This window comes from Massilia agilis (assembly GCF_024756255.1).
GTDB lineage: Bacteria > Pseudomonadota > Gammaproteobacteria > Burkholderiales > Burkholderiaceae_D > Telluria > Telluria agilis.
On the sequence record NZ_JANUHB010000002.1, the window covers coordinates 295695 to 316988 of the forward strand.

Below are 21294 nucleotides of genomic sequence, written 5' to 3' on the forward strand. Positions count from 1 at the left end.
CGCGCGGCCGGGGCGCGGGAACCAAGCGGCCGACGATCGGAGGCTGCCGATCAGTGACGGCCGGTCTCGGCCGGCACGGCGGCGCGGCCGATCGGCGCGTCGGCGTTGGCGATAAACCAGGCGGTCGTCGCCATCACGGCCGCGTGGCGGCGCAGGTTGTCCGGATTGACCTTGTCGAAGGTGTCGGCCGGGGTGTGGTGGTAGTTGAAGTAGTCCGACGAGTCGATCACCGGCTCAAAAGTCGGCACACCCATGCGCTCCAGGCCAAACAGGTCGCCGGAGCCGATCACGTCCTCGCGGTGGAACACGCCGGCGCCCAGCGGCAGCAGGGCCTGCTGCAGCGGTGCGAACATCTTCACGTTGGCAAGCGGCACGCTGGCCTTGACGCCGAACGGGCGGCCCGAGCCGCCGTCATCCTCGTAGGCGGCGATGTGCTTCTCGGCGGTGGACTTGACCGACTCGTTGTAGGCGTTGGCGCCGCGCTGGCCGTTTTCCTCGTTCATCCAGGCGATCACGCGGATCGTGCGCTTGGGACGGAAGTCGAGCTGCTTGAGCGTGTGGATCACCTGCATCGCGCTGGTCACGCCCGAGCCGTCGTCGTTGGCGCCGGTGCCCAGGTCCCACGAATCCAGGTGGCCGGACACGATCACGATCTCGTCCGGCTTTTCGCTGCCGGTCCAGTCGGCGATCACGTTGTAGCTGTCGGCGTCCGGCAGCGTTTGCGGGGTCAGGGTCAGGTGCATGGTGATCGGGCCGCGCTTGGACAGGCGGTCCATCAGCATCGAGTCTTCGATCGACACGGCGGCGGCCGGCAGTTTGACATCGGCCGGCAGCTGGGTCGCGCCGGTGTGCGGGATACGGTAGGCCGCGCCGCCAACGGCACGCACCAGCGCCGCCGCCGCGCCCATCTGCGCCGCCATGCGCGGGCCGGCGCCACGGTAGGCCACCGCCTGGCCGTAGGCGTTGCCGGCCAGGCCGCGGTCGGCCATCAGCTGGTCGAACGGCACGTCGAACAGAACGATCTTGCCCTTCACGTCGGCCGGCTTGTATGCCTTGAGCTCGTCAAAGTTGTGCACCACCAGCACCGGCGCGGTGATGCCGCCCGCCGGCGTTGCGCCGGAGCCGCCCAGCGCGGTCAGCACGATGCGCTGGCTGACGCCGTCCGGCCGGCCGCTATAGCCGACCAGCTCGCCCTTCTCCTCGCCGCGCACCCAGTGCGGAACCTTGACCGGCTGCAGCGTCACCTTCGCGCCAAGCTTCTTCAGCTCGTCCGCCACCTGCTGCACCGCCGCCGCCGCGCCCGTCGAGCCGGACAGGCGCGGGCCGATCAGGTCGGTCAGGTCAGCCAGGCGCTCGTAGGCGTAGTTGCTCTGCATTACCGTGTCGCGGATCTTGGCGAGCGCGGCCGGATCGTTGCCCGGCGTGGCGGCATGGGCGGCGCCGGCCAGCAGCGAGGCGGCCAGGATGGTCAGGGCGGGGAGACGGCAGGGGCGGCGGTTCATTGCGAGTCTGTCCTTCAGAAAGTTGCAAAGCGCTCACGATAACGCATCTTTGACAACTTTGCTGTATGTACAGATTTTCACGCCGCAACCAGCCGCACCAGGGTGATCTCGGACGGTGCGCCAAAGCGTTTCGGCGGTCCCCAGTATCCGGTACCGCGGCTGGTGTACACCCACATGTCGCGCACCCGGTTCAGGCCCGCCACGAACGGCTGCTGCAGCGGCACGAACAGGTTCCACGGGAAGAACTGGCCACCGTGTGTGTGGCAGGACAGCTGCAGGTGGTAGCCAGCGCCGGCCGCCGCCTCGGCGCTGCGCGGCTGGTGCGCGAGCAGGATGCGCACCTGCACGTGCTCCGGCGCGCCGGCCGCCGCAGCCAGCGGATCGCTCTTGTGGGCCGGATTGAAATGGTGGGCGGTAAAGTCCGCCACGCCCGCGATCATCACCCCGGCGCCGTCGCGCTCGCGCACCACGTGCTCGTTGATGAGCACCGTCAGGCCAAGCCGGCGCATCTCCGCGATCCATTCCTCGGCGCCCGAATAGTACTCGTGGTTGCCGGTCACGAAGAACGCGCCGTCACGCGCGGACAGGCGCTTGAGCGGCTCGGTGTGCAGCGCCAGGCGGCGCACGCTGCCGTCCACCAGGTCGCCGGTGATCGCGATCGCGTCGGCCTTGAGCGCGTTGACGCGGTTGACGATGGCGTTCAGGTACGGCCGCTTGATGGTGGGGCCGACGTGGATGTCGGAGATCTGCGCGATCGAGTAGCCGTGCAGCGATGGCGGCAGCCCAGCGATCGGCACATCCACCCGGACCACGCGCGCAACGCGGCGCGCGTTGACGAAGCCGACCAGCGTCACCGCAAGCGCGGTCAAGGGCACCGCCACCGCGCTGTCGTGCGTCACCAGCGGCGTCAGCCGGCCAGCGAGGCCGAGCACCGCCAGCACCACATCGCGCAGCAGCGTGAGCACCAGCAGCGACGAGAAATAGCCCATGGCGATGAGCGCCGCCCAGGTCAGCGGCTCGGACCAGCGCAGGCGCTTCAGGCGCGGCGCGCCCAGGCCCACGGGCACCAGCACGCTCGAGGCGGCCAGCAGCAGCACGCCGACCGCACCACCGATGAGCCCCGGCTCGATCGCGGGCAGCAGGCGCGCACCGATATAAACGTGCAACAGTACAAGTAATGCAAAAAACGGAAGCGGCGAACGGCGCATGGTGTTTCTATGTGCAAAGCGGACGTGAGCCAGATGGGGGGCTGGGCCCGAAAGTGCAAGGGGGAACGGGGCGCATGTTGCAATCGGGTGCGGATTTGTAAGATTGTGTATGAACAGATGGCGTCGCCAAAGCAGCGCGCTATAGTTTCCCCATGCCCCGGCGTAACTGCGATCATCCTGATCCTCCGTAGGGCAAGAGGAAATGGCCATGTTGAACAAGAAATGCTTTGGTGCGGTGCTCCTGGCCGCGGCCGCCGTGTCCACCACGGCGATGGCTGACGATCGCGGAGTGAATACGGTGGTAGGTGCGGCGCTGGGTGCGGCCATTGGCCACGGCGCGGGCGGACGCGACGGCGCGATCGTCGGCGGGGTGCTCGGCGCGGCGGTGGGCAGCTCGCTGCCGACCCGTGACGACCGCTACTACCGCGACAACCGCGCGTACGGCTCGGTCAGCTACTACCAGCCGGCGCCTGCGTATGTGGAATCGCGCCCGGTGTATGTGGAAGAGCGCCCGGTCTACGTCGAGCCGGCGCCGGTGTACTACGAAGCGCCGCGCCCGGTGTACTACGAGGCGCCGCGCCCGGTGTACTACCAGCAGCCGGCGGTCGTCATCGAAGGTGGCCGCGGCTACTGGCACCACGGCCACGGCCGGCACCACGGCTGGTAAGCAAAAGCTGAACGAAGCCGCGCCACCTGCGCGGCTTTTTTTCGTCTGGTTGGACGCGTTGGCAGGAAGACCTGCCCACCCTACCGGCGACCGTGGGAACTCGCGTAGGGTGGGCAGCTGTGCTGCCCACGCGTTCAACGCACCGCTCCCCACCGCCAGCACGTGCTTTCGGCTGCCCTCCGCTAGCGGAAGGCATGTACGAACCAGGAACCATCATCACCTTGCGCGCCGGCGCCTACCGCCTGCGCGCACCGCTGGCCGGCTCCGCCTACGGACTGCTGTGGCACGCGCAAGGCCCCGGACATTTTGGCGACGTCGCGCTCAAGCTGGTCAACCGCGCGCGCATGGACAGCGCCGGCTGCGACCAGCGCGAATACTGGACCCGCAGCGTGCAGGCCGAGATCGCATTCCTCGCTTCGCTCAAGCCGTGGGACCAGCGCCATATCGTGCGCATGCTCGACAGCGGCAGCCACGACGACCTGCCCGCGTTCGCGCTGGAGCTGATGCAGTGTGACCTGGCGCAGCACCTCGCGCGCACCGCTCCCCCGCCCTTTTCCCGCATCCTCGACTGGATCGCGCAAGTGAACCACGCGCTTGCCACCGTCCACCAGCACGGCTGGCGCTACCTGGACCTGAAACCCGCCAACCTGCTGCTCGACGAAGCCGGCAACCTGAAGCTGACGGACTTCGGCACCAGCCAGCTCGTAACCGCTGGCGCGCACCCGTATTCCGGCACGCCGCGGTGGCAGGCCCCGGAGCAGTTTTTCCCTGACGCGCACGGCCGCTACGAGACCGACTGCCGCACCGATTACTTTGCGCTGGGCGCGCTGTTTCACTACATCGTCACCGGCGGCGAGGCGCTTGCCTTCTGCAGCGCTTGTGCCGAAGCGTTCCGTCTGCACGGCAGCGCGGATGGGCCGCGCGCGCTCCGCTCGCCTACCGGCAGGCTGCTCCCGACGCTCACGCGAAACGAAGCAGCACGTTTCATTGAAGCCGTGGACGACGACACGCCCGGCGCCGGCCGCCCCGCGCTGGCACTGTTGCGGCGCCTGCTGGCCCCGCAACGTGAACATCGTCCACGCCACGCCCTCGACATCAGTCGTGCCGTGCAAGACATCCGCACGGCCAGCCTGCAGCGCTGGAGGTGCGCGGCATGAGGCGTATCGGAACCATCGGCGCGTGTGCGCTGGCGCTGGCCATGCTGTGCCTGGTACAGCTGGCCTGCGTGCTGCGCGCACCGGCAACCTGGTTGCCATCGCGGGTGGACATCAGCCTGCAGCCGGGCGAGTCGGTCACGCTCGGCCGCCAGGAGCTTGCAGCGCCGTCTGCCGACGCGGCCCAACTGGGACTGCGCCGCGACGCGCGAGGTAACTGGTGGGTCCGCGACGCCACCGGCGCACGCCCGTTCACGCTGCGCCGTGACGGCACCGACATCCGCAGCGGCGCGATCGTCCTGGCGCCCGGCCAGCGCTTCCAGTTGGGTATGCAACGCTTCACCATCGACAACGCCGACGCACGCGCAATCACGCTCAGCGATGGCGCACATCGATGGCGCTACGACGGCGGCACGGTCAGCCGCGACGGCGTACTGCAGCCTGGTTGCCCGGACGCTCGCGTTTCGCAGCGCCTCGTCGCGGCCTGGAACCGCCACGCGCCCGCGTTCGCCCTGATCCCCCGGCCACTCCAGCTGGGCGGGAACCTGTACTGCGGGCTGAAGATCGGGGTCGCCGGAACGCAGCCCGCGAACGCGTCGATCCGGATCGGCCGAGACGGCCCGCTGCTCGCGACGAACGGCCCGACCACCCTGTCCATCATCACGCGGGACGGCCCGCAGGACCTTGCCAGGCTCGAAGCGCCGCTCAAGGACGCGACGGCCATCACGGTCGGCCGCACGCGCTTTGCCATCCTCGCCACGTCCGGCGTGCTGTCGCTGCGGCCGGCAAGCCACGTCGCGCTGTTTGCCAGACCAGAGGTGCGCCTGCCACCCAACGTCCGCTGGACCTGGCAGCAGCGCGACCCGTGGACGATGCACGTTCCCGACCGCTGGCAGCTTGCCGCCGCAGCCGTGCTGATATTGCTGCTGTCCGTTGCGCCCGGGCTGCTACACGCATCAAAGGCCCTGCCGGGCCGGCGGCTGGTGGCATTCGCGCTTGGGGCCGCCGGCCCCGCCATCGCCTGCGCCGGGCTCGCGGCCCTGATAGCCCTGCGGGTTGGCGCGGCGCCGGGCGCCGGCATCTCACTGGTGCTGGCGTGGTCGGCGCTCTGGTACGCGCTGCTCGCGCCACGCCGTTTCAGCGCGGTGGCCGCCGCCGGGGTGATTCTGCTCGCGATCGGGCTGCTGTCCCAGCTCGAGCTTGGGCTCGGTGTGATGGAATCCTCGTGGCTGCGCCACTTCCAGAAGACCGCCGCACTGGCTGCGCTTGGACTGGGCGCAGGGTTCCGCCTTGCCATCGCGCCGTGGGGCCGCATCGTGCCGCGCCAACGCTTCGAGGCAGTACTCCTGGGCGCCGCTGCGCTTGCGCTGCTGGCCCTGGCGCTGCAAGTCGCGGTGGGCAGCGAGACCGGCGTCTTCGATATCCAGCCGGTGGAGTTTGCCAAGCTAGCGCTGGCGGCGCTGGCGGCATACTGCCTTGCGCTGGCCTTCGACCGCGGCGGCGCATCCGCCGGTGCGCTGTTGCGCTGCCTGCGCTTGCTCACGCCAGCTGCGCTGTTCGTCGCGCTACTGGCGGTCGCCCTCGTGCAGGTGGACGACTACTCGCCGCTGGTACTGCTGCTGGCCTGGGCAGGCGCGATGGCGCTCGCCTGGGCGTTTGCGGCGCGCCACCGCGCCGTCGGGATCGCACTCGCGGGCTTGGCCTGTGCGGCGGTGCTCGGCGTGGGCGCCCTGCGCACCGCCGGCGCCGCCGAAGCCGACCGCCTCAGCTTCTACGCCGACCGCTTCCAGGTCTGGCTCGACCCCGCGTCCCATCCACACACCGGGCGCCAGCTGCTGCTGGGCGCACAGGCCATTGCCGATGGCGGCTGGGTCGGCGCTGACCACCTGCTCGGTGTATCCACCCTCGGCCAGGGCGCGGGCGAGGTGATGCGCGTACCGGCCGTGCAGGACGATTTTGCGCCGTCCTTCTTCCTGAACCGCCACGGCCTGCTCGCCGCGCTGGGGTTGTGGCTGTTGCAGGCGCTGCTGGTCACGGCGCTGCTGCGCGAGGCAGTTTGCGCATGGCTCGCGGCTGCGGCCGCACGCGACTTCCGGCAGGCGTGGTTCGCGCGCTTTCGCTGCTTTGCATTGTGCGGCGGCGCGGCCTTCCTGTTCGGCCATTTTTTACTCTCGTGGGGCACCAACCTCGCGATCTTCCCGGTGATGGGGCAGCCGATGAGCTTTCTGTCCGCGGGCGGCTCGCACCTGCTGCTTTTCATCTGCCCCCTGCTAGCGTTCGGTGCAGCGCGAACCAACCCCGATAGGAGCTGAAGATGCCCGTGTACGTCCAACATGAAGCCCTGGGCAAGGTCAATGACGTGTTCAATGCCGAGGCGATCTGGCAGGCGCAAGGCCTGTCTTTGTTTTCGCGCCGCCCCCTGCTGCGCGACCTGCTCGAACGTTCGCCGCGCGAACACCGCGGCCGCGCAGCCACGCGCTGCTTTTCGCACGTGACGCTGCTGCTGCCACAGGAGGAGGTGGACGACGATCGCCACCTCACGCGCGGCGCCCGGGTGCGCGACCTGGCGCAATCGCTGGCGGCGCTGCACCAGAAGGATTTCGGCGACCTGCTCGGTAACGACGACGTGCGCTACGACGTGGTCGGCGCACATGAGCTGGCGCCGGGCGAGGTGCAGGTCAAGTTCGGCCACGCCGTGTACCTGCCCTCGCCGGGCGAACAGGTGCTCTACACCGTCAGCGCCTCGCGCGACAGTGTGGTGTGGAAGCAGGTTGGGCCCGTGTACCCCAACCAGCGCCTGGTGCTGCTGGGCCTTGACGGGCGCGGCGCGACCTACCCGGTGCCCGACTGGCCGTTCGGCCCCGATGGCGCTGTCCTGCTGGTCAACGACGGCCCGGACACGCCGTTGGAAGTGCAGGTGCGGCCAAAGGATGCGTTCGATTGCCAGTTCGACGCGGCGACAGCTTGCTACACCATCCGGCCGCACGGCAGCACCGGCGGTACCCGGCTGCTCCTGAAAATCCAGCGCAGCGCCCCAATTCAGGCGCGTCCGGTGGCGCCCCCGCGCCCCGCTTCCGAGCCAGCCAAGGCGCCCGCCGTGTGGAAGCCACGCGCGCAGCCCGAACAGACCGCGCTGCCGTCGCAGCGGCAGGCAGCGCGACCCGCGCCGCTGGAAACCGACGCCACCTACGCCCCGGTGGCACGCCAGCGCGTCTGCCTTGCCGCGTTGGCCCTGCCACGCCTGTCGCGCTATCGTGAAACCGGCGCGGTGGCGCTTGAGCTGGGACTGGACCGCGCGCTTGCGCCGGCCGCAGGCAACGACGCGCTGATCCGCTTTGCGGTGGACGAAACCGACCAGGTCCACGCCATCACGGCGGCGGGACGCCAGCAGGTTGTGCTGCCCGCCAGTTTTACGCCGGCCGACAGCGACGCGGTGCGCCTGCTCACGCCGCCGCCGCAGATGGCCGAGCGCTACAGCGCCCTGCTCTGCCTGCCGCGCGGACCAAGCCAGGGCATCGCAGCTGGCGCGCGCTTCGTGTTTGGCCGCAGCGCGCCGATGCTGGCTGCCCTGCGCGTGCTCGATTCGCCTGCCTGCCTGCGCCGCGCGCCGGGACTGGAGCCCGCGAGCGCCGACCGCCTTGGCCTGTCGCGCAATGCGTTCAGCTTCGAAGCGGTGGAGGATGGCTATCGCATCGGCCGCCTGTCCGCGACCCAGGCGCTTTACCACCTGGACGACGAGCTGCGCTTCGTTTGCGCCGTCGAGCAGGCCAGCGCCGAGCAGCCGTACCTGCTGCCGCCGGGCCACCACCTGGTCGCCGGCCACTACGTGCTGCGCTTTGAGGCGTGACAGTCCATGTCCAGCACGACGTTATTGACCGTCGCCGCGTATGCCGCCGCACTGGTTGCGACGCTGGTGCTGGCGGCCCATTTCACGCCCGCGCGCTGGTGGCGCCGCGCCAACGCACGCGCGCTGGCGGTGCTGACAATCGGCACGCTGGGCATTGGCAGCGCGCTGACCTGGCTGGTGCTGCCCGCTGCGCCGGCCGTGGCGGCCCCGCTGGCCAAGGCCGCACCGCTCGCCGCCGACATGCCGGTGGCAGGCCGCGAGTACCGCACCTACGACCACCTGAACCTGCGCAGCTCGCGCAGCGTCGGCGCGCGCCGGCTGGGCGTGGTCCCGGCCGGAACGCTCGTGACGGCAACCGGCAACCGCGCCGGCGACTGGTGGGAGATCAGCGCACCCATCGACGGCCGCGACGTGCGCGGCTGGGCCAGCAGCTTGTGGCTGCGCCGCGCCGACGAGTCGCGCAAGTGAAGCGCCTAAACCACCGGCTCGAGCCGCATCGGCGTGTAGTACAGGCCTTTGGTGAACTGCCGCTCCGCAGTCGGCACGAAGCCCCAGGCTGCATACACCGGCAGCGCATGGTTGGACGAATTGACGGTGAAGAAGCCGGGGTTGCCGGCATCGAGCGCTGCGCGCCGCGCGACATCCCACAGGCGCCGCGCCACGCCCCGGCCGTGCCAGCGCTTGTCCACGAACAGGTGGAACAGGTGCGTGAGCTCGCGCACCGCGACGAAGCCTGCAAGCTCGCCGTCCGCCAGCGCCACGTGATAGACGTGCCCCTGGCGGACGAAGCCGCGCAGGCCCTCTTCGTCGTTTTCGCGCAAGAAGTTGGCCGCGCCCTCAGGCGGCGATTCGTGCACGATGAATTCCAGGGCCGCCGCGCGAAACAGGCGCGCCACCGCCGGGATGTCGGCGTCTTCCAGTCGTCGTATCAGCATTCGGGTGATTCCAGGGAGCCATGTCTTGACGCCAAACTTAGCACATTGGTTTGTAAATTGAAAACCCGCACCGCCGCGCTCCCGACTGGCGTACAGTGACACTGATGGCTGACCGAAGATGACCATGGACCCGCTCGATTTTGGCCCCCGGTTCGACGTTGCCGCGCGCAGTAGCGACGGCGCCGGCGAACTGCGCCGCCCGGAAAACCAGGACAACTACCTGATGATCGATCCGCACGGCACGGCGGCCTTCCTGGCGGACCAGCGGCCACGCCGCCAGCGGGTTGCTGGCTGGACCGAGGGCCACGCGCGCGTGGCGGTGCTGGACGGGATGGGCGGCCATGTCCACGGACGCGAAGCCGCCGAGGCCGTCGCAACAGGCTTGCTCGCCGTGCCGCCGTGCACGACCGTCACCGAACTGTCGCGGCACCTGGACGCGCTGCACACGCGCCTGCAGCACCATTTCGCGCGCGTTGCCCATTCGCCGCTGCGCCCGGGCACCACGCTCACCCTGCTCGAGCTGCCGCCGCACGGGCCAGCGCTGCTGTACCACGTGGGCGACTCGCGCCTGTACGAAATCGCCGGCGGCCACGCCAGCGTGCTCACCATCGACCACGTGCCCGCGACCGCTGTCGCCATGGCGGGCCTGCTGGATGAACGCACGTGGTGGCAGCAGGTGCACGGCGAGCACCGGCCAGTGATTGCGCAGGCCTTCATCCTCGGCAATTCCTTCGACAATCCGGCCGTGCTGGCCGACCCGCTGCACGAGCTGGCCGCACGCGAACTGCCGCCATGGCTGGCGCCGCTGCACGACCGCCGCGCCATCGCCCTGCGGCCCGGCGCCGCCTACGTGCTGGCCACCGACGGCTTCTGGTCGTGCGCCGGCGCCAACCACTGGGTCGCGCGCTGGCCGGCACTGCTGCAGCCCTGCGCCAGTGCCGCGGCCATGGTCGATGCCCTGTTCCACGAAATGGAGACGGATCCGCCGTCCGGCTTGTATGCCGATAACCTGACAGCGCTCGTGCTGCGGCCGCTGGCCACGCCAGATGAGACCGTATTGCCAGGTCATTGATTCCATTGGGAAATCATCCGATCCGCGCGCCACGGCTGAGCGAAAGCCGGTACGCTTGCCGTTCCGACAACCGCTTTACCGCCATGAACCTTTGCCGTGATCCCGACCATCCGCACTGCACAGTCTGGGTGATGCCAGGCGGGGACACCTGCGCGCACGGCCATCCGCAGCCGCCGCCACAGGCCGCCCCCGTGGTCGAGCGCCAGGCGAACAGCGTGCCCGCGCGGCCACACCTGCACGTGAGCGGCTTCGATCCGCGCGCCGCCGGTGGCCGGCAGGCGATCAAGCTCGACCTGCGCGGCATGCCCGGCGACTGTCCACCGCGCTTGACCATGCTGCTCAAGTCGGCGCTGCACCTGTACTGCCCGCAGCAGCAAACGCTGGCGCGCGCGGCCGATGGCAACTGGTGCCCGGCCTTCATCGAGTTCTCGTCACGCGGCATCGAACACGGCCAGCACCGTATCGAGGTCGAGCTGCACGGGCGCGCCGGCGCGGCCAGCCGCACCTGGGTGTGCTCGCTGGTGGTGCTGGTGCCGCGCGCCGATGCCACGCTGTCCGAGATCCACCAGGCCTTCCTGTCCAGCCACAAGAACGTGCGCGTGTTTGCGGACGAATCATCGATCGCGCGCGTGAACGCGCACACCACCAGCGGCACGGTGGACATCGACGTGGCCGCGCGCAACGCCGGCATCGCCCGGCTGGAGCTGGACGCCACCACGCCCGGCCCCATCCAACTGGGCCTGCCGACCATCGCGTGGGACGAGGAACTGGTCGAGATCAGCTTGCCCGATGCCGGCGAGGCGCATCCGTATCCGGCCGACGCTGCCAGCATTGTCAGCCCGCAGCCCACGCCAGGCATGCCGCGCCACTTGCGCCTGTTCGCTGCCACCGAATGGACGCTGGGCCGCTTCGACGCGCTGGCGCCGGCCGCAACGGTGCTGCTCGCGCATCATCCCGCAACTGGTGCCGGGCGCGACGCGCTCACGCGCCGGCTCTCCGCACACCACGCCGCGATCCGCGCCGCGGGCGGCGGATTCACCATCGAGGACGTGTCGCGCTTCGGCCTGCTGATCGATGGCGAATGGCCCGGCAAGGGGCGCCAGGTGCCGCTGCGCGAGGGAATGCGGATCGAACTGACGGCAAGCGTGCGCGGCATCGTGGAGCTGCAGGTCGCGGCCTTGCTGCCGCATGTGCTGGTGCTGGCGCGTGTGGATGGCGGCGCGCTGGCGGAAAGCTTTTGTCTGGTGGTGCCAGGGAGCGAGCCGGCACCGGCGCGGCCCGCGCTGCCGCCCGTGTTCCATCGCGCCGGCGGGTTCTGGCACCGCGACCCTGCCACCGGGCTCGACACCCCGCTGGCACCGGCCACCGCGCTTGACCGGCTGGCGTGCATGCCGGCGCGCGCGCGCTTTGCCGGCGGACCTTACCCGGAAACCTGGAGCGTGCGTGCGCGCGTCGGGGATCGCCGGCGCGCGCCGATGCTGTCACCGGCCTAAGGCGGCAACAGCACCAGGAAGATCATCGCACAGCCTGCCAAGAGAATCGCTTGCAGCGAAAACACGAGCACGGGAATCCGCAGGTGATCGGGAATTTTCATGGCAGCCTCACTGGTCGGCACCAAACGATGTCTCGCAGTGAAGCTTAGCGCAAACGCGGGCGCAGCCGACGCCCGTTACCCCGACAGCAGGCTCAGGCGAGGCGCGTGGTAATTTCGGTGGTGACGCGCGTCATGAGCTTGTGCACCGGGCACTTGCCGGCCACCGCCAGCAGTTCCTCGCGCTGCGCGTCGGTCAGGTCGCCGCCCAGCCGCAACGCGGTGTCGAGCTTGTACACACCCTGCCGCTCGCCGCTGGCGTCGCGGTCGATGATCACCTCGACCTCTTCGAGCGCGATGCCCTTGCGCTTTGCGTACCACACCAGCGTGATCGCCTTGCAGGCGCCGAGCGCCGCGTCGTACAGGTCGTGCGGGTTGGGGCCGGCGTCGTCGCCGCCTTCCTCGATGGTGCCGTCCACGAGCAGTTCGTGGTCGCGCACCAGCACGGTGTGGCGCATCGGGTAGGCGGTGTCACGGCGGACGATGATGCTCATATTCAGGGCTCCTTCTGTTCTGGTTGGCCTGACTGTACACCCGTTCGGTGCCCCCTGGCCAGCGTCAGGCAGGTGTCACGATGCGCACCACCGTCTCGCAGTAGTCGCGAAAACCCATGCGCAAGTAAAGGTCATGCGCCACCGTGTTCGCGCTCATCACGTGCAGGAACGGTGTCTCGCCGCGCGCGAGCTGGCGCAGCACCAGCTTTTCCATGAGCCTGCCCGCCAGCCGGCGCCCGCGCTGGTCGGGGCGGGTGCACACGCCGCTGATCTCGCGCAGCCCGGCAGCGGCCATCCGCTCGCCGGCCATGGCGACCAGCTTGCCGGCGTCGTCGAAGTAGCCGAAGTAGTCGCCCAGCTCGATGGTGCGCGGGCCAAATGGACCCGGGCGCGTGAGCCTGGCCAGCTCCAGCGCCTGCACCGCGTGGCGTGGCCCCAGCGGCACGGCATCCGGCGCGCGGTCGCGCACGGGCGCCACGCCGTCCCACACCATGCGGAACATGGTGGACTCGGCCTCGATGCGCCAGCCGTCCGGCGCCGGGCCGGTCCAGGCGTCGCAGTAGAAATGCTCGCCGGGTTCGCAGAACGGGCGCAGTGCCGCAAAGTCCGGTTGCTGGGGATCGGGGAAGCCGACGATGGGTGAAAAGCCGGGCGCGTAGCGACGCGCGTTGCTGGTACCGGTGGCGTAGCGGGCGTGCGGGCCGCTCAGGGACTGCCAGAAGATGTTATCGAGAAGGTCGTGCATGGACAGTGCAGGATGCCGAAACGGCCACTTTAGCATGGCGGCCGGCCGACGGCGTCGTTCAGGCCTGCTCGACCTCGCGCGCCACGCGAAAGCCCACCTTGTCGTTCGACAGCCGCGCCGCAAAGCCGTTGCGCACCGCCGAGCGCAGGTAGCGCGGGTGGTACAGCCACGAACCGCCACGCAGCACGCGCCGCTCCTGGTCCCCGCCCGCTTCCCACGCGCTGCCGTCGACGGGCGCGCCTTCGTACGAGTCGTGCATCACGTCCTGCACCCACTCCCAGACGTTGCCGTGCATGTCGCACAGGCCCCACGCATTGGGCGGATAGCTGCCGACCGGCGTGGTGCCCCGGCGCGGCACGCCGCGCGCGCTGCCGCTCCAGGCGAAGCGGGCGTCGTAGTTGGCCTGGTCGGGACGGATGTCGGCGCCGAACGCGAACGGCGTCGCGCTCCCCGCGCGGCAGGCGAACTCCCATTCGGCCTCGCTCGGCAACCGGTAGCGCTTGCCGGTGCGCGCCGACAGCCAGCGCACGTACAGCTGCGCGTCCTGCCAGCTCACGCCGACCACCGGGTGCTCGTCACCCTGCATGAAGCCGGGCGCGGCCCAGCTCACGTCGCCGCCGCCCTTCCAGCGCGTGCCGAGCACGAACTGGCGCCACTGCCCCACCGTGACCGGATGGCGCGCCATTGCCAGCGGCCGCGCGATCGACACCCGGTGGCGCGGCGCCTCGCGCTCGACCCAGGCCTTGCGTGCGCCAAGCTCCAGTGCGGCCTGGCGCTCCTCTTCGGTCGAGCCCATCAGGAAGCGGCCGGGCGCGAGCACCACCATCTCGGGCCCCTCGCTGCTGCCATCCAGGAAGCGGTCGCGCAGCCGTCCGCGCGCCGCTTGCGTGGCCGCGCCCTGCTGGGCCGCGCGTGGGGCTTCGGTCACGGCCGGGCCGGGCGCCGGGGTGGCGGCGGTGGCGGCGTACGCCAGGCGCGAATTCATCATCTGTTCGGCCACCGGGGACAGCGGCGCGGCATGGCTGGGGCGGCGCTGGGCGTTCTGCCGGGTGCGGTCGCGCTCGTGCGCTTCTTGCGCGAGGTGTTCGCGCAGGCGCCGGCGCAGCGCTTCCTTGCGCGCTTCGCGCTCGGCCTCGGCACTTGCGCGTGTCCGGCGTTCCTGCTCGCGGCGCTGCTCCGGCACGCTGGCAGCCGGCGGCGGCTGCGGCGGCGCGGCCGGGATCGATATCGCCGGTGCGCTCTCCACCGCCTCCTGCTGCCGCGCCATCGTTTCGGCCGCCAGCGCGCTGGCGGCAGCCTGCTGGGCGGTGGCGCGGCGCAGGCGTCGCAGCAGGTCGGTCACGCTGGGCGGGCGCAGCGACGGCTCGGCCGCAAAGCCGGCCTGCACCACTTCCAGCGCGGCCCCCGCCAGCACCGTCGGGCGCGCCGCAGGGCGACGGTTGCGGTCGAACGGGAGTACGCCCTCCACCATGCGAAACAGCAGCACCGCGCAAGCGTGGACGTCCAGCGCACGATCCGGCGCCAGCTGCGGGTCTCCCGCTTCCGGCGCCCGGTACGGCGCGGTGCCCGAACTGGCGGGCGCGCTGGCCTGCAGCGCGCCGCCGGCAATGCCGAAGTCGAGCAGCTTGACGGTCCCGTCGCGCCCCAGGAACAGGTTGGCGGGCTTGAGGTCGCGGTGGACCAGCGAATGGCGCTCCCACGCATAGTCGAGCGCCTCGCCCACCGGCGCCAACAGCGCCAGCGCGCGTTCCAGCGGCATGCGCCCATCGCGCGCCAGCACGCCGTCCAGGTCCTCGCCGTCCAGGCATTCCATGATGACGAAGGCGCAGCCGGTGGCCGGGTCGTGCGACCAGTCGTACACGCGCACCACGTGCTGGTGCGCCAGGCGGCGCGCACGGATCGCCTCCTCCATCAGCAGCCGCGCCTCGTGGGTGGCGTGCGCGCGGTGCGGCGGCAGGATCTTCAGCGCGACCTCGGCGCCATGGCCGACCTGCGCCTCGGTCGCCAGGTCGAGCGCCTGCCACACCTCGGCCATGCCGCCGCGCGCCACCTGTCGCACCAGCCGGTAGCGCCGTGCCGGCGGGCCGAGTTCCTGGCCCGCCATCAAGCCAAGCTCGGTGCCCTCCGCCTGTTGGGAAGAGACCCGTGCGCGCTCGTCATGGTAGGCAGTGTCGAGCACCGCGTCCTTGCGTCGGTCGAATTCGTCCTTGCCGAGCAAGCCGTCCTCGTACAGCGTGCGCAGCTCGCGGATTTTCTGGATGGCGCTGTGCATGGCTTATCCGCCCAGGGCGGCGCCGCAGGCCGCGCAGAACACGTCGCCATCGCGCGCGGCGTGGCCATGCGCGCAGCGGCGCGCAATCGACAGCACCGGCGTGCCGTGCGCCGCCGCGACCACGCCGGACAAGGCCGCAAGCTGGTCCGCGCGCATGGTCGCATGCACCCGGGTCTTGAGGAAATCAGCGAGCGGCGCGGCGTTGGCGCTTGGTGCAAGCGCCAGCTTGGCCGCGTCGTCGAGCCGCCCGAACGACTCGGCGCGCTGGACCTCGAAGCGGGCCAGCTCGATTGCCTGCGCGTGGCGGTGTTCATCGGCGTCGAGCCTGACCTGCTGGACCGCGCGCTCGTGCCGGGCGTCGGCCTCGATGGTGCGTAGCAGGCGCTCGTGACGGGCCAGCGCATCGGCATCGTCGCCGGTGCGGCGCAGTGCCTCGACCTTCTGGCGCGTGGCCTCGTCCTGTACCGATTCGGCGCGCTGCAGCTCGCGCTGGCGCGCAGTGTTCGCCAAAATCAGTGCCTGGCGGCGGGCGGCATGCTCCTCGTCGTCCAGTTCACGCGCACGGCGCGCCGCGAGCGCCTCGGCCTCGCGCAATCGGGCCAGCTCGGCGCGCTGGCGCGCGGCGTCCTCGATCGCCAATGCCTGCTCGATCTTGTTCCTGATCTGCTGCTGCAGCAGCTGGTGCGAAAACCGCTGCTGCGCGAGTTGGCGCGCCTGCAGCGCATCCTGCTGTGCAAGGGCGAGCTCGGAGCGCATGCGCAGCTGCGCCAGCACGCGCACATGGGCCCAGCCGTCGGCCTCGCCGGCGCGGTGCGCGCCCTTCCGGGCCAGGTCGTGTTCCAGTTCGGCCAGCACGTCGCCGGCGCCGCGCTCGATTGCCTGCTTGCGCGATTCGGACTCGGCCACCCGGCCGTACAGCGCAATCTCGCGCGCGCGGCGCGCCTGCGCCTGTTCGGCCTCGTCCAGCGTCAGTTCGGCGCGGCGCTGGCGCAGCCGGACCTGCTGCTCTTCCCGGCGTATCCTCTGCCATCCCTCGGCATCGTACAGTTCGTCGAGCTGGCGCGCGTGTTCGAGCCCGGCCTGGCGTTCGCTTGCCGCCAGCCACAGGCTGCCCACGCGCTCGCGGTTGGCGTCATGTTTGTCGTGGCGCAGTTCGAGCGTATCCACCCGCACCGCGGCCAGGCCGTACTGCGCCAGCAGCAGGCCCAGCGCGCCTTGCAGGCGTTCGTCGAGCTCCGCGCGCAGCGCCGTGTTGGCCGCCATGTCGCGCATGGCGCGCGCACCGACAAATTCAAGCGCAAACTGGCGAACCGGCGCGCGCAGCAGCTCGCGCAGCTCGGCCACGCCAATGGTGCCGGGCATGGTCATGAAGTGGCGCGCGAACGCGGGCACGTTCTCGACCTGCAGGCTCACGGTAAAGCGCGCGGATAGCCGGAGCTGCTCGCAGCTGGCCAGGTCGTCGAACGAAAACTCCACCGGCAGCGCGCCGCTGCGCGTGACGAGGATCTCGGCATGCTGGTCGCGCAGCAGGTGGTTCAGGCGCGTAAAGAAGCCTTCGATTTCGTACTCACCCTGCGGGACCTCGGTCGCCTTGTCGCCTTGCAGGATGTAGGCGCGCGCCGTGGCCGGCACGCGCAAGGTCTTGACGAAAATGCCGGAGAGCTCGCGCACGCCAAAAAACACCGCCAGTTCGTCGGGACCGGCGATCCAGCGGTTCTCGCGCAGCACGGGCGCATTCCTGGGCGCGCCCAGGGTCAGGCCGCAGCCCGCGCAATAGCCGTCGCTGGCCGCGTTCTTGCGCTCGCAGCGCGGGCAGGCAGCCCCGCCGAATCCGAACATCTGGAACATGGTCATCTCCTGGCGACCGGACAATGTATTAACAAATTTTTATTGCAAGTTTGCATTTTAGCAGCGGACGCGACCATGCGCATTGGGTTTTCGCTAAGCGTGCGGCCTAGACGATTCCGATCCGCTCCACGCACGCGAAACTGGCGCCGCGCTCGCGCAACCGGTCGCCGAAACCGGCCGGGATGCGCCCTTCGCAGGCGCGTGGCAGCAGCACGCGGTCGCCCGGCGCGGCCTCGTTCGCCAGCAGTGCGCACTTCTCGGCCACGGCCTGCACCGCTTCCACCACGCCGGCATGCCAGCTGCTCGAACAGCCCGAGGCGAGAATGCGCCCGCGCGGCACGAACTCGCGCCCGCGCGCGATGCGGTCGGCCATCACCAGCGCCAGTTCATACGAATTGCCCTCGAAGCGCGCCGGCGAAAAGCGGACCGTGGTGCGCCAGCCGCGCCCCACCCGCCCGTCGAAGTGGCGCGCGCCCAGCAAGACCGCGCGCACCGCCTGCTGGCCGGACAGGTCGAGGGTGGGCACGGCAATCGCCGCTTCCTCGTCCTCGGCCGCCACCTCGGCCGGCACCACGTTCACCTCGACCCAGCCCAGGCTGTCGTCCGCGCCACCGCTATGCAGCGGGAACCACGCGCGCGCACTCGACACGCGCGCCGACGGATCCGGATGGCCGGCCAGCGCGCCCAGGTGTGGCAGCCCGTCCGGGCCGCCCAACAGCACGTCGGCCGGGGCCGCGCGCAGGCCATGGCCGCCGATGCGGCCCAGGTGCCACGCATCGGACCAGCCGTTCGCAAGCAGCGCACGCGCAGGCAGCAGCCCGCGCACCATCCGGTCAGCCAGCACGGCGGCCAGCTCCCAGTCGCGTTCTTCGGGGCCGGGGCAGCGGTCGATGCTGATCATCACCTGGTCGCGGCTGTCGAAGCGCACCTCGGTGTGGCGCGCCAGGCGGACCACCTGCTGCATGCGCTCGGCCAGGTCGAGCCGCGGCGCGCTGCATTTGACGTCGGCGCGGCCCTCGCGCGGGCGGCGCGTTGCGGTCAGCGTTGCGATGCTGCCGTCGGCCAGGATGGTGCGGCATTCGGCGGTATGCGGCGCGCTCATGCCGGTTCTCCCGCGCAGGCGGCCCGCCTGCCGACGCAGTGGTATTCGAGATTGGCGACGATGCGGTCCAGTTCATCGAGCCGCGTTTCGGTCAAATTCGCATCAGCACGCTCCATGCGCGCCAGCAGAGCCCACGCCTCGTCAAGCGCGTGCGCAGCGTGCTGGCTATGGCGCGCGCGGCGAACCTGTTCGAATGCGGCGAGCGGCTGGCCCGGGCTGGCCAGCTCCAGCGCGGGCATGGTGGCGGCGCACAGGCAGGCCAGGTCGAGCCGATGCAGCAGCGCGCGCTGCCGCGCAAACTGGCCCGGCCCGGTGGGCAGCGGGGCCTGGCGCAGCCCGCCCATCAGGCAGGGGAGCTCAAGGAACAGGCGGCGCAGTACGCGTGCGTCGGTGGCGGGTGCGTCAAAGGCAGGCTCCGCCGCTACTTCGACAGCGGCGATGTTCTCGACCACCGCAGCGGTGTCGCGCTCGGCCAGCATACGGCCATAGTCGCGCGACGCGGCAAGGTCCACCGGCACGCAGTCGTCCACGCTCACGCCAAAGCGCGTGTACATCAGCTGGTTGAAACCGGCGCGAAAGGCGTTCCACTCGTCCAGCGTGGCACACGGCGGCAGCTCAAGGTGGCCTTGCGCCAGTTCGACCTGCAGCGCCGATTCCATCGCACCGGCCAGGGCGGCCAGCTCGACGCGCTCCACCGCCTCGCTCGCCAGGTACAGGTCGAAGCGCTGCTGCCGCAGGCGCGGGTCGGGACTGTCCACCGCAAAGTCAACGCGCAGCCCGATCTCGGGTGCGGCGGCGAACGGGGTCAGCTCGGCCTGGTAGGGGCCGGGATGGAACAACCATGCCACTTCGCCCTCGGCGGCGACGATGCGCTCTGCCCCGGCCTGCCGCCGCGTGCGGCCGGCGCCATCCACGATGACGGCGCCGCAGCCATCCGGCACGGCCACGCGGCCCGCGACGCGAACGGCCACGAAGCCGCAGCCCGGCCCGGGCACGTGCACGGCAGCGCGCTTGAGCAGGCCGAGCATGGTCTCAGGCCAGCGGTTCAGGGCGCACCGCAAAACGGGCGCCGTGCTGTTGGAAGTGCTGTGCCGGCGGCTGTGGCGCGGTCCACAGGCCTTCGCACTCGCCGTCGGCGTCCAGGCGGCCCCTGAGCAGCACGGCGCCGGCGCCATCGGTCACGCTCAGCACCGGGCGTTCGCGCAGCAGGCGCGCGGTGAATGGCGCGCGGGCCAGCAGTTGCAGGCAGATGTGCCAGCCATCTTCCTCCTGCGAGAAGTGCAGGATCCAGTGACCGTCGTCGGTGGCCAGCCGCGTCAGCACGCCGGCGTCCGCGGCGCGCAGCATGCCACCGCTGCCGAACCAGGCATCGTCGTTCACGGCCTTGCTACCCGCGCGGCGGGCGATGGCAAGCTCGCGCAGGCGGCGCGCCGTCAACGGCGACGCCTGCAGCGCTGCGCGTTCGTTTTCCGTCAGCGCGCGCGTGCCTTCCAGCGCGGCGCGCAAGACGGCGTCCGGCAGTACAAGGCGATCGCCCTCCATCCGGCGGCCGGTGATCAGCCTCTCCTGCAGCTTGCGGTCCAGTTCATCGGTTCTCTTCATGTCCTCTTCCCTCATCGGCGCGCCGACACCAGCCGTTCGATCGCCGCGTCGCGCCGCTTGCGCAGCGTGGGCAGCGATACCCGCGCAAGCAGGGCCAGCTGCTGCATCGTCGGCAGTTCGCCCGTCGCCGGGTCGAGCCATTCCGATGGATAGCTGTCGTCGAAAGGCCCCAGCAGTTTCAGGTACACGGCCAGTCGCACCGGCATCGAGTCGCGCGCCAGCGCACGTTCGGCCCATGCCCCTGCGCCGCGCGCGTTCAGCGCTACGTCGACAAAGCGGGGGGACAGGAAAACGGGAGACGGCAACGTGCCGATCGGCTCGTCGCGCTCGGGCGGTGCGGCGCCATCGTCGGGCGGCTCGGGTTCAACCTGGTCCAGCTCGTCCTCGAGCGCCTGCAGGATCTGGTCCGGCCCCGGCGTGGCCACCTCGTGCGACTCGGCCAGCACGCGCCAGTAGTCGTCCAGCCAGCCGGCCGCCTGGTCGGCGTCGAGCCGCCAGTCCTGGTCGCGGTTGGCTGAGATGTGCTCGTACTCGGCGATCTCGCGCAGCATGGCGTCAATCTTTGCGGGACTGGTCTTGAGGCTGGCAAAGCGCTTGGAGCGCGTGTGCAGCGGACCGGGGCTGCCGCCGAAGCGCTCCAGCGACTCGCTCCAGCGCAGCACCCAGTCGGCCTTGCACGGGCCGCCCTGGCGCAGCTGGCGCGCCTCGATGGGTTCGGCGTCGATGGCCCGGCCGAGGATGGCGCCCACCTGCTCGCGGTGCTCGCGCCAGGCGTCGAGCAGGCGGGCGATTTCGCCGCGCGCGGTGTCGAGCATGCGGAACGCGTACATGCGGTTCGGGCTGCACGGACGGCCGCAGGCGACCTGGTAATTGTCCGAGTCCACCTTGTCGCGCAGGAGCGCGTACATGTCGTTGATTTTTTTGCGCAGCAGCCCGTCGGCGCCCGCGCCCAGCCAGAACGGACCAAGGCGGCGGTACTCGCCGGAGATGGCCGCGCAAAAACCGGCCCAGTCGGCGGGCCGCGCCTGCAGCTCGTACAGCAGGCTCAGGGCCAGCTCCAGCACCGTGTCGCCGTAGCTGTTGCCGGCCGCCTGCGCACGCGCGCTGCCGGCGCAGGCGCGCAGCGCGTCGCCGCACAGGTCGAGATACTCGCCCATGGTGTCGTCTTCGGTGCCCGGCTGGACCAGGCGAGCGCAATCGCAGCGCACCAGCGCCTGCAGGGAGCACTGCCCCAGCAGCTTGCGCACCTGTTCCC

At 70.6% G+C, this 21294-nt stretch carries 18 protein-coding genes; 7 read left to right on the forward strand and 11 right to left on the reverse strand.

Annotation, left to right across the window (positions count from 1 at the left end; all coding sequences use genetic code 11):
* Positions 1–50: 50 nt before the first annotated feature.
* Together NX774_RS08235 and NX774_RS08240 are read right to left on the reverse strand one after the other, a co-directional pair.
* Positions 51–1502, reverse strand: coding sequence for a M20/M25/M40 family metallo-hydrolase (locus tag NX774_RS08235; RefSeq protein WP_258821693.1), 1452 nt, complete (start codon positions 1500–1502; stop codon positions 51–53).
* A 77-nt stretch (positions 1503–1579) separates the two neighbouring features.
* Complete coding sequence (locus NX774_RS08240; RefSeq protein WP_258821694.1) at positions 1580–2710, reverse strand: metallophosphoesterase; 1131 nt, start codon at positions 2708–2710, stop codon at positions 1580–1582.
* 208 nt (positions 2711–2918) lie between these two features.
* Between NX774_RS08240 and NX774_RS08245 the strand changes: the two genes are divergently transcribed.
* The 5 genes from NX774_RS08245 to NX774_RS08265 all read left to right on the forward strand — a co-directional run bounded on the left by NX774_RS08245 (position 2919) and on the right by NX774_RS08265 (position 8846).
* Positions 2919–3377: a glycine zipper domain-containing protein gene (locus NX774_RS08245; RefSeq protein ID WP_258821695.1), complete on the forward strand. Its 459-nt coding sequence runs from the start codon at positions 2919–2921 to the stop codon at positions 3375–3377.
* Positions 3378–3571: 194 nt separating this feature from the next.
* Positions 3572–4534 (forward strand): protein kinase domain-containing protein, encoded by a 963-nt coding sequence (locus NX774_RS08250; protein ID WP_258821696.1) that lies wholly within the window; start codon positions 3572–3574, stop codon positions 4532–4534.
* The gene (locus NX774_RS08255) at positions 4531–6843 is read left to right on the forward strand and encodes an FtsW/RodA/SpoVE family cell cycle protein (RefSeq protein ID WP_258821697.1); all 2313 of its coding nucleotides are present in this window, start codon (positions 4531–4533) and stop codon (positions 6841–6843) included. The genes NX774_RS08250 and NX774_RS08255 overlap by 4 nt, the downstream gene beginning before the upstream one ends.
* Before the next feature lie 2 nt (positions 6844–6845).
* Positions 6846–8378 carry a hypothetical protein gene (locus tag NX774_RS08260; protein ID WP_258821698.1) on the forward strand — a complete coding sequence of 511 codons (1533 nt, stop codon included), beginning with the start codon at positions 6846–6848 and terminating at the stop codon, positions 8376–8378.
* A gap of 6 nt (positions 8379–8384) precedes the next feature.
* A complete protein-coding gene (locus tag NX774_RS08265) occupies positions 8385–8846 on the forward strand; it encodes an SH3 domain-containing protein (RefSeq protein WP_258821699.1) in 462 nt (153 codons plus the stop codon).
* Positions 8847–8851: 5 nt separating this feature from the next.
* On the opposite strand, the gene NX774_RS08270 is transcribed toward NX774_RS08265, so the two are convergent.
* Positions 8852–9313 carry a GNAT family N-acetyltransferase gene (locus tag NX774_RS08270; RefSeq protein WP_258821700.1) on the reverse strand — a complete coding sequence of 154 codons (462 nt, stop codon included), beginning with the start codon at positions 9311–9313 and terminating at the stop codon, positions 8852–8854.
* 124 nt (positions 9314–9437) lie between these two features.
* Here NX774_RS08270 and NX774_RS08275 point away from each other — a divergent pair, with 124 nt between their 5' ends.
* Positions 9438–10385 carry a PP2C family protein-serine/threonine phosphatase gene (locus NX774_RS08275; protein WP_307731163.1) on the forward strand — a complete coding sequence of 316 codons (948 nt, stop codon included), beginning with the start codon at positions 9438–9440 and terminating at the stop codon, positions 10383–10385.
* Positions 10386–10468: 83 nt separating this feature from the next.
* The gene (locus NX774_RS08280) at positions 10469–11878 is read left to right on the forward strand and encodes an FHA domain-containing protein (protein ID WP_258821702.1); all 1410 of its coding nucleotides are present in this window, start codon (positions 10469–10471) and stop codon (positions 11876–11878) included.
* Between the two features lie 193 nt (positions 11879–12071).
* On the opposite strand, the gene NX774_RS08285 is transcribed toward NX774_RS08280, so the two are convergent.
* From NX774_RS08285 to NX774_RS08320, 8 genes are all read right to left on the reverse strand, one after another.
* Entirely contained in the window at positions 12072–12470 is a 399-nt protein-coding gene (locus NX774_RS08285) for an OsmC family protein (protein WP_258821703.1), read from the reverse strand.
* Positions 12471–12534: 64 nt separating this feature from the next.
* Positions 12535–13215 carry a GNAT family N-acetyltransferase gene (locus NX774_RS08290; RefSeq protein ID WP_258821704.1) on the reverse strand — a complete coding sequence of 227 codons (681 nt, stop codon included), beginning with the start codon at positions 13213–13215 and terminating at the stop codon, positions 12535–12537.
* A gap of 58 nt (positions 13216–13273) precedes the next feature.
* On the reverse strand, positions 13274–15487 hold the full coding sequence (locus NX774_RS08295; protein ID WP_258821705.1) for an SUMF1/EgtB/PvdO family nonheme iron enzyme: 2214 nt from the start codon (positions 15485–15487) through the stop codon (positions 13274–13276).
* Positions 15488–15490: 3 nt separating this feature from the next.
* Entirely contained in the window at positions 15491–17335 is a 1845-nt protein-coding gene (locus NX774_RS08300) for a coiled-coil domain-containing protein (RefSeq protein WP_258821706.1), read from the reverse strand.
* Positions 17336–17441: 106 nt separating this feature from the next.
* A complete protein-coding gene (locus tag NX774_RS08305; protein ID WP_258821707.1) occupies positions 17442–18437 on the reverse strand; it encodes a hypothetical protein in 996 nt (331 codons plus the stop codon).
* The gene (locus NX774_RS08310; protein WP_258821708.1) at positions 18434–19465 is read right to left on the reverse strand and encodes a hypothetical protein; all 1032 of its coding nucleotides are present in this window, start codon (positions 19463–19465) and stop codon (positions 18434–18436) included. The genes NX774_RS08305 and NX774_RS08310 overlap by 4 nt, the downstream gene beginning before the upstream one ends.
* A gap of 4 nt (positions 19466–19469) precedes the next feature.
* Positions 19470–20039, reverse strand: coding sequence for a hypothetical protein (locus tag NX774_RS08315; RefSeq protein ID WP_258821709.1), 570 nt, complete (start codon positions 20037–20039; stop codon positions 19470–19472).
* Between the two features lie 11 nt (positions 20040–20050).
* Complete coding sequence (locus NX774_RS08320) at positions 20051–21286, reverse strand: hypothetical protein (RefSeq protein ID WP_370660409.1); 1236 nt, start codon at positions 21284–21286, stop codon at positions 20051–20053.
* Positions 21287–21294: the final 8 nt, after the last annotated feature.

Coding starts and splice junctions, on each gene's coding strand:
- NX774_RS08315 (WP_258821709.1), bottom strand. CDS start 20,039: ATGAAGAGAACCGATGAACTGGACCGCAAGCTGCAGGAGAGGCTGATC.
- NX774_RS08270 (WP_258821700.1), bottom strand. CDS start 9,313: ATGCTGATACGACGACTGGAAGACGCCGACATCCCGGCGGTGGCGCGC.
- NX774_RS08265 (WP_258821699.1), top strand. CDS start 8,385: ATGTCCAGCACGACGTTATTGACCGTCGCCGCGTATGCCGCCGCACTG.
- NX774_RS08255 (WP_258821697.1), top strand. CDS start 4,531: ATGAGGCGTATCGGAACCATCGGCGCGTGTGCGCTGGCGCTGGCCATG.
- NX774_RS08245 (WP_258821695.1), top strand. CDS start 2,919: ATGTTGAACAAGAAATGCTTTGGTGCGGTGCTCCTGGCCGCGGCCGCC.
- NX774_RS08310 (WP_258821708.1), bottom strand. CDS start 19,465: ATGCTCGGCCTGCTCAAGCGCGCTGCCGTGCACGTGCCCGGGCCGGGC.
- NX774_RS08275 (WP_307731163.1), top strand. CDS start 9,438: ATGGACCCGCTCGATTTTGGCCCCCGGTTCGACGTTGCCGCGCGCAGT.
- NX774_RS08260 (WP_258821698.1), top strand. CDS start 6,846: ATGCCCGTGTACGTCCAACATGAAGCCCTGGGCAAGGTCAATGACGTG.
- NX774_RS08290 (WP_258821704.1), bottom strand. CDS start 13,215: ATGCACGACCTTCTCGATAACATCTTCTGGCAGTCCCTGAGCGGCCCG.
- NX774_RS08250 (WP_258821696.1), top strand. CDS start 3,572: ATGTACGAACCAGGAACCATCATCACCTTGCGCGCCGGCGCCTACCGC.
- NX774_RS08285 (WP_258821703.1), bottom strand. CDS start 12,470: ATGAGCATCATCGTCCGCCGTGACACCGCCTACCCGATGCGCCACACC.
- NX774_RS08240 (WP_258821694.1), bottom strand. CDS start 2,710: ATGCGCCGTTCGCCGCTTCCGTTTTTTGCATTACTTGTACTGTTGCAC.
- NX774_RS08280 (WP_258821702.1), top strand. CDS start 10,469: ATGAACCTTTGCCGTGATCCCGACCATCCGCACTGCACAGTCTGGGTG.
- NX774_RS08235 (WP_258821693.1), bottom strand. CDS start 1,502: ATGAACCGCCGCCCCTGCCGTCTCCCCGCCCTGACCATCCTGGCCGCC.
- NX774_RS08300 (WP_258821706.1), bottom strand. CDS start 17,335: ATGTTCCAGATGTTCGGATTCGGCGGGGCTGCCTGCCCGCGCTGCGAG.
- NX774_RS08295 (WP_258821705.1), bottom strand. CDS start 15,487: ATGCACAGCGCCATCCAGAAAATCCGCGAGCTGCGCACGCTGTACGAG.
- NX774_RS08305 (WP_258821707.1), bottom strand. CDS start 18,437: ATGAGCGCGCCGCATACCGCCGAATGCCGCACCATCCTGGCCGACGGC.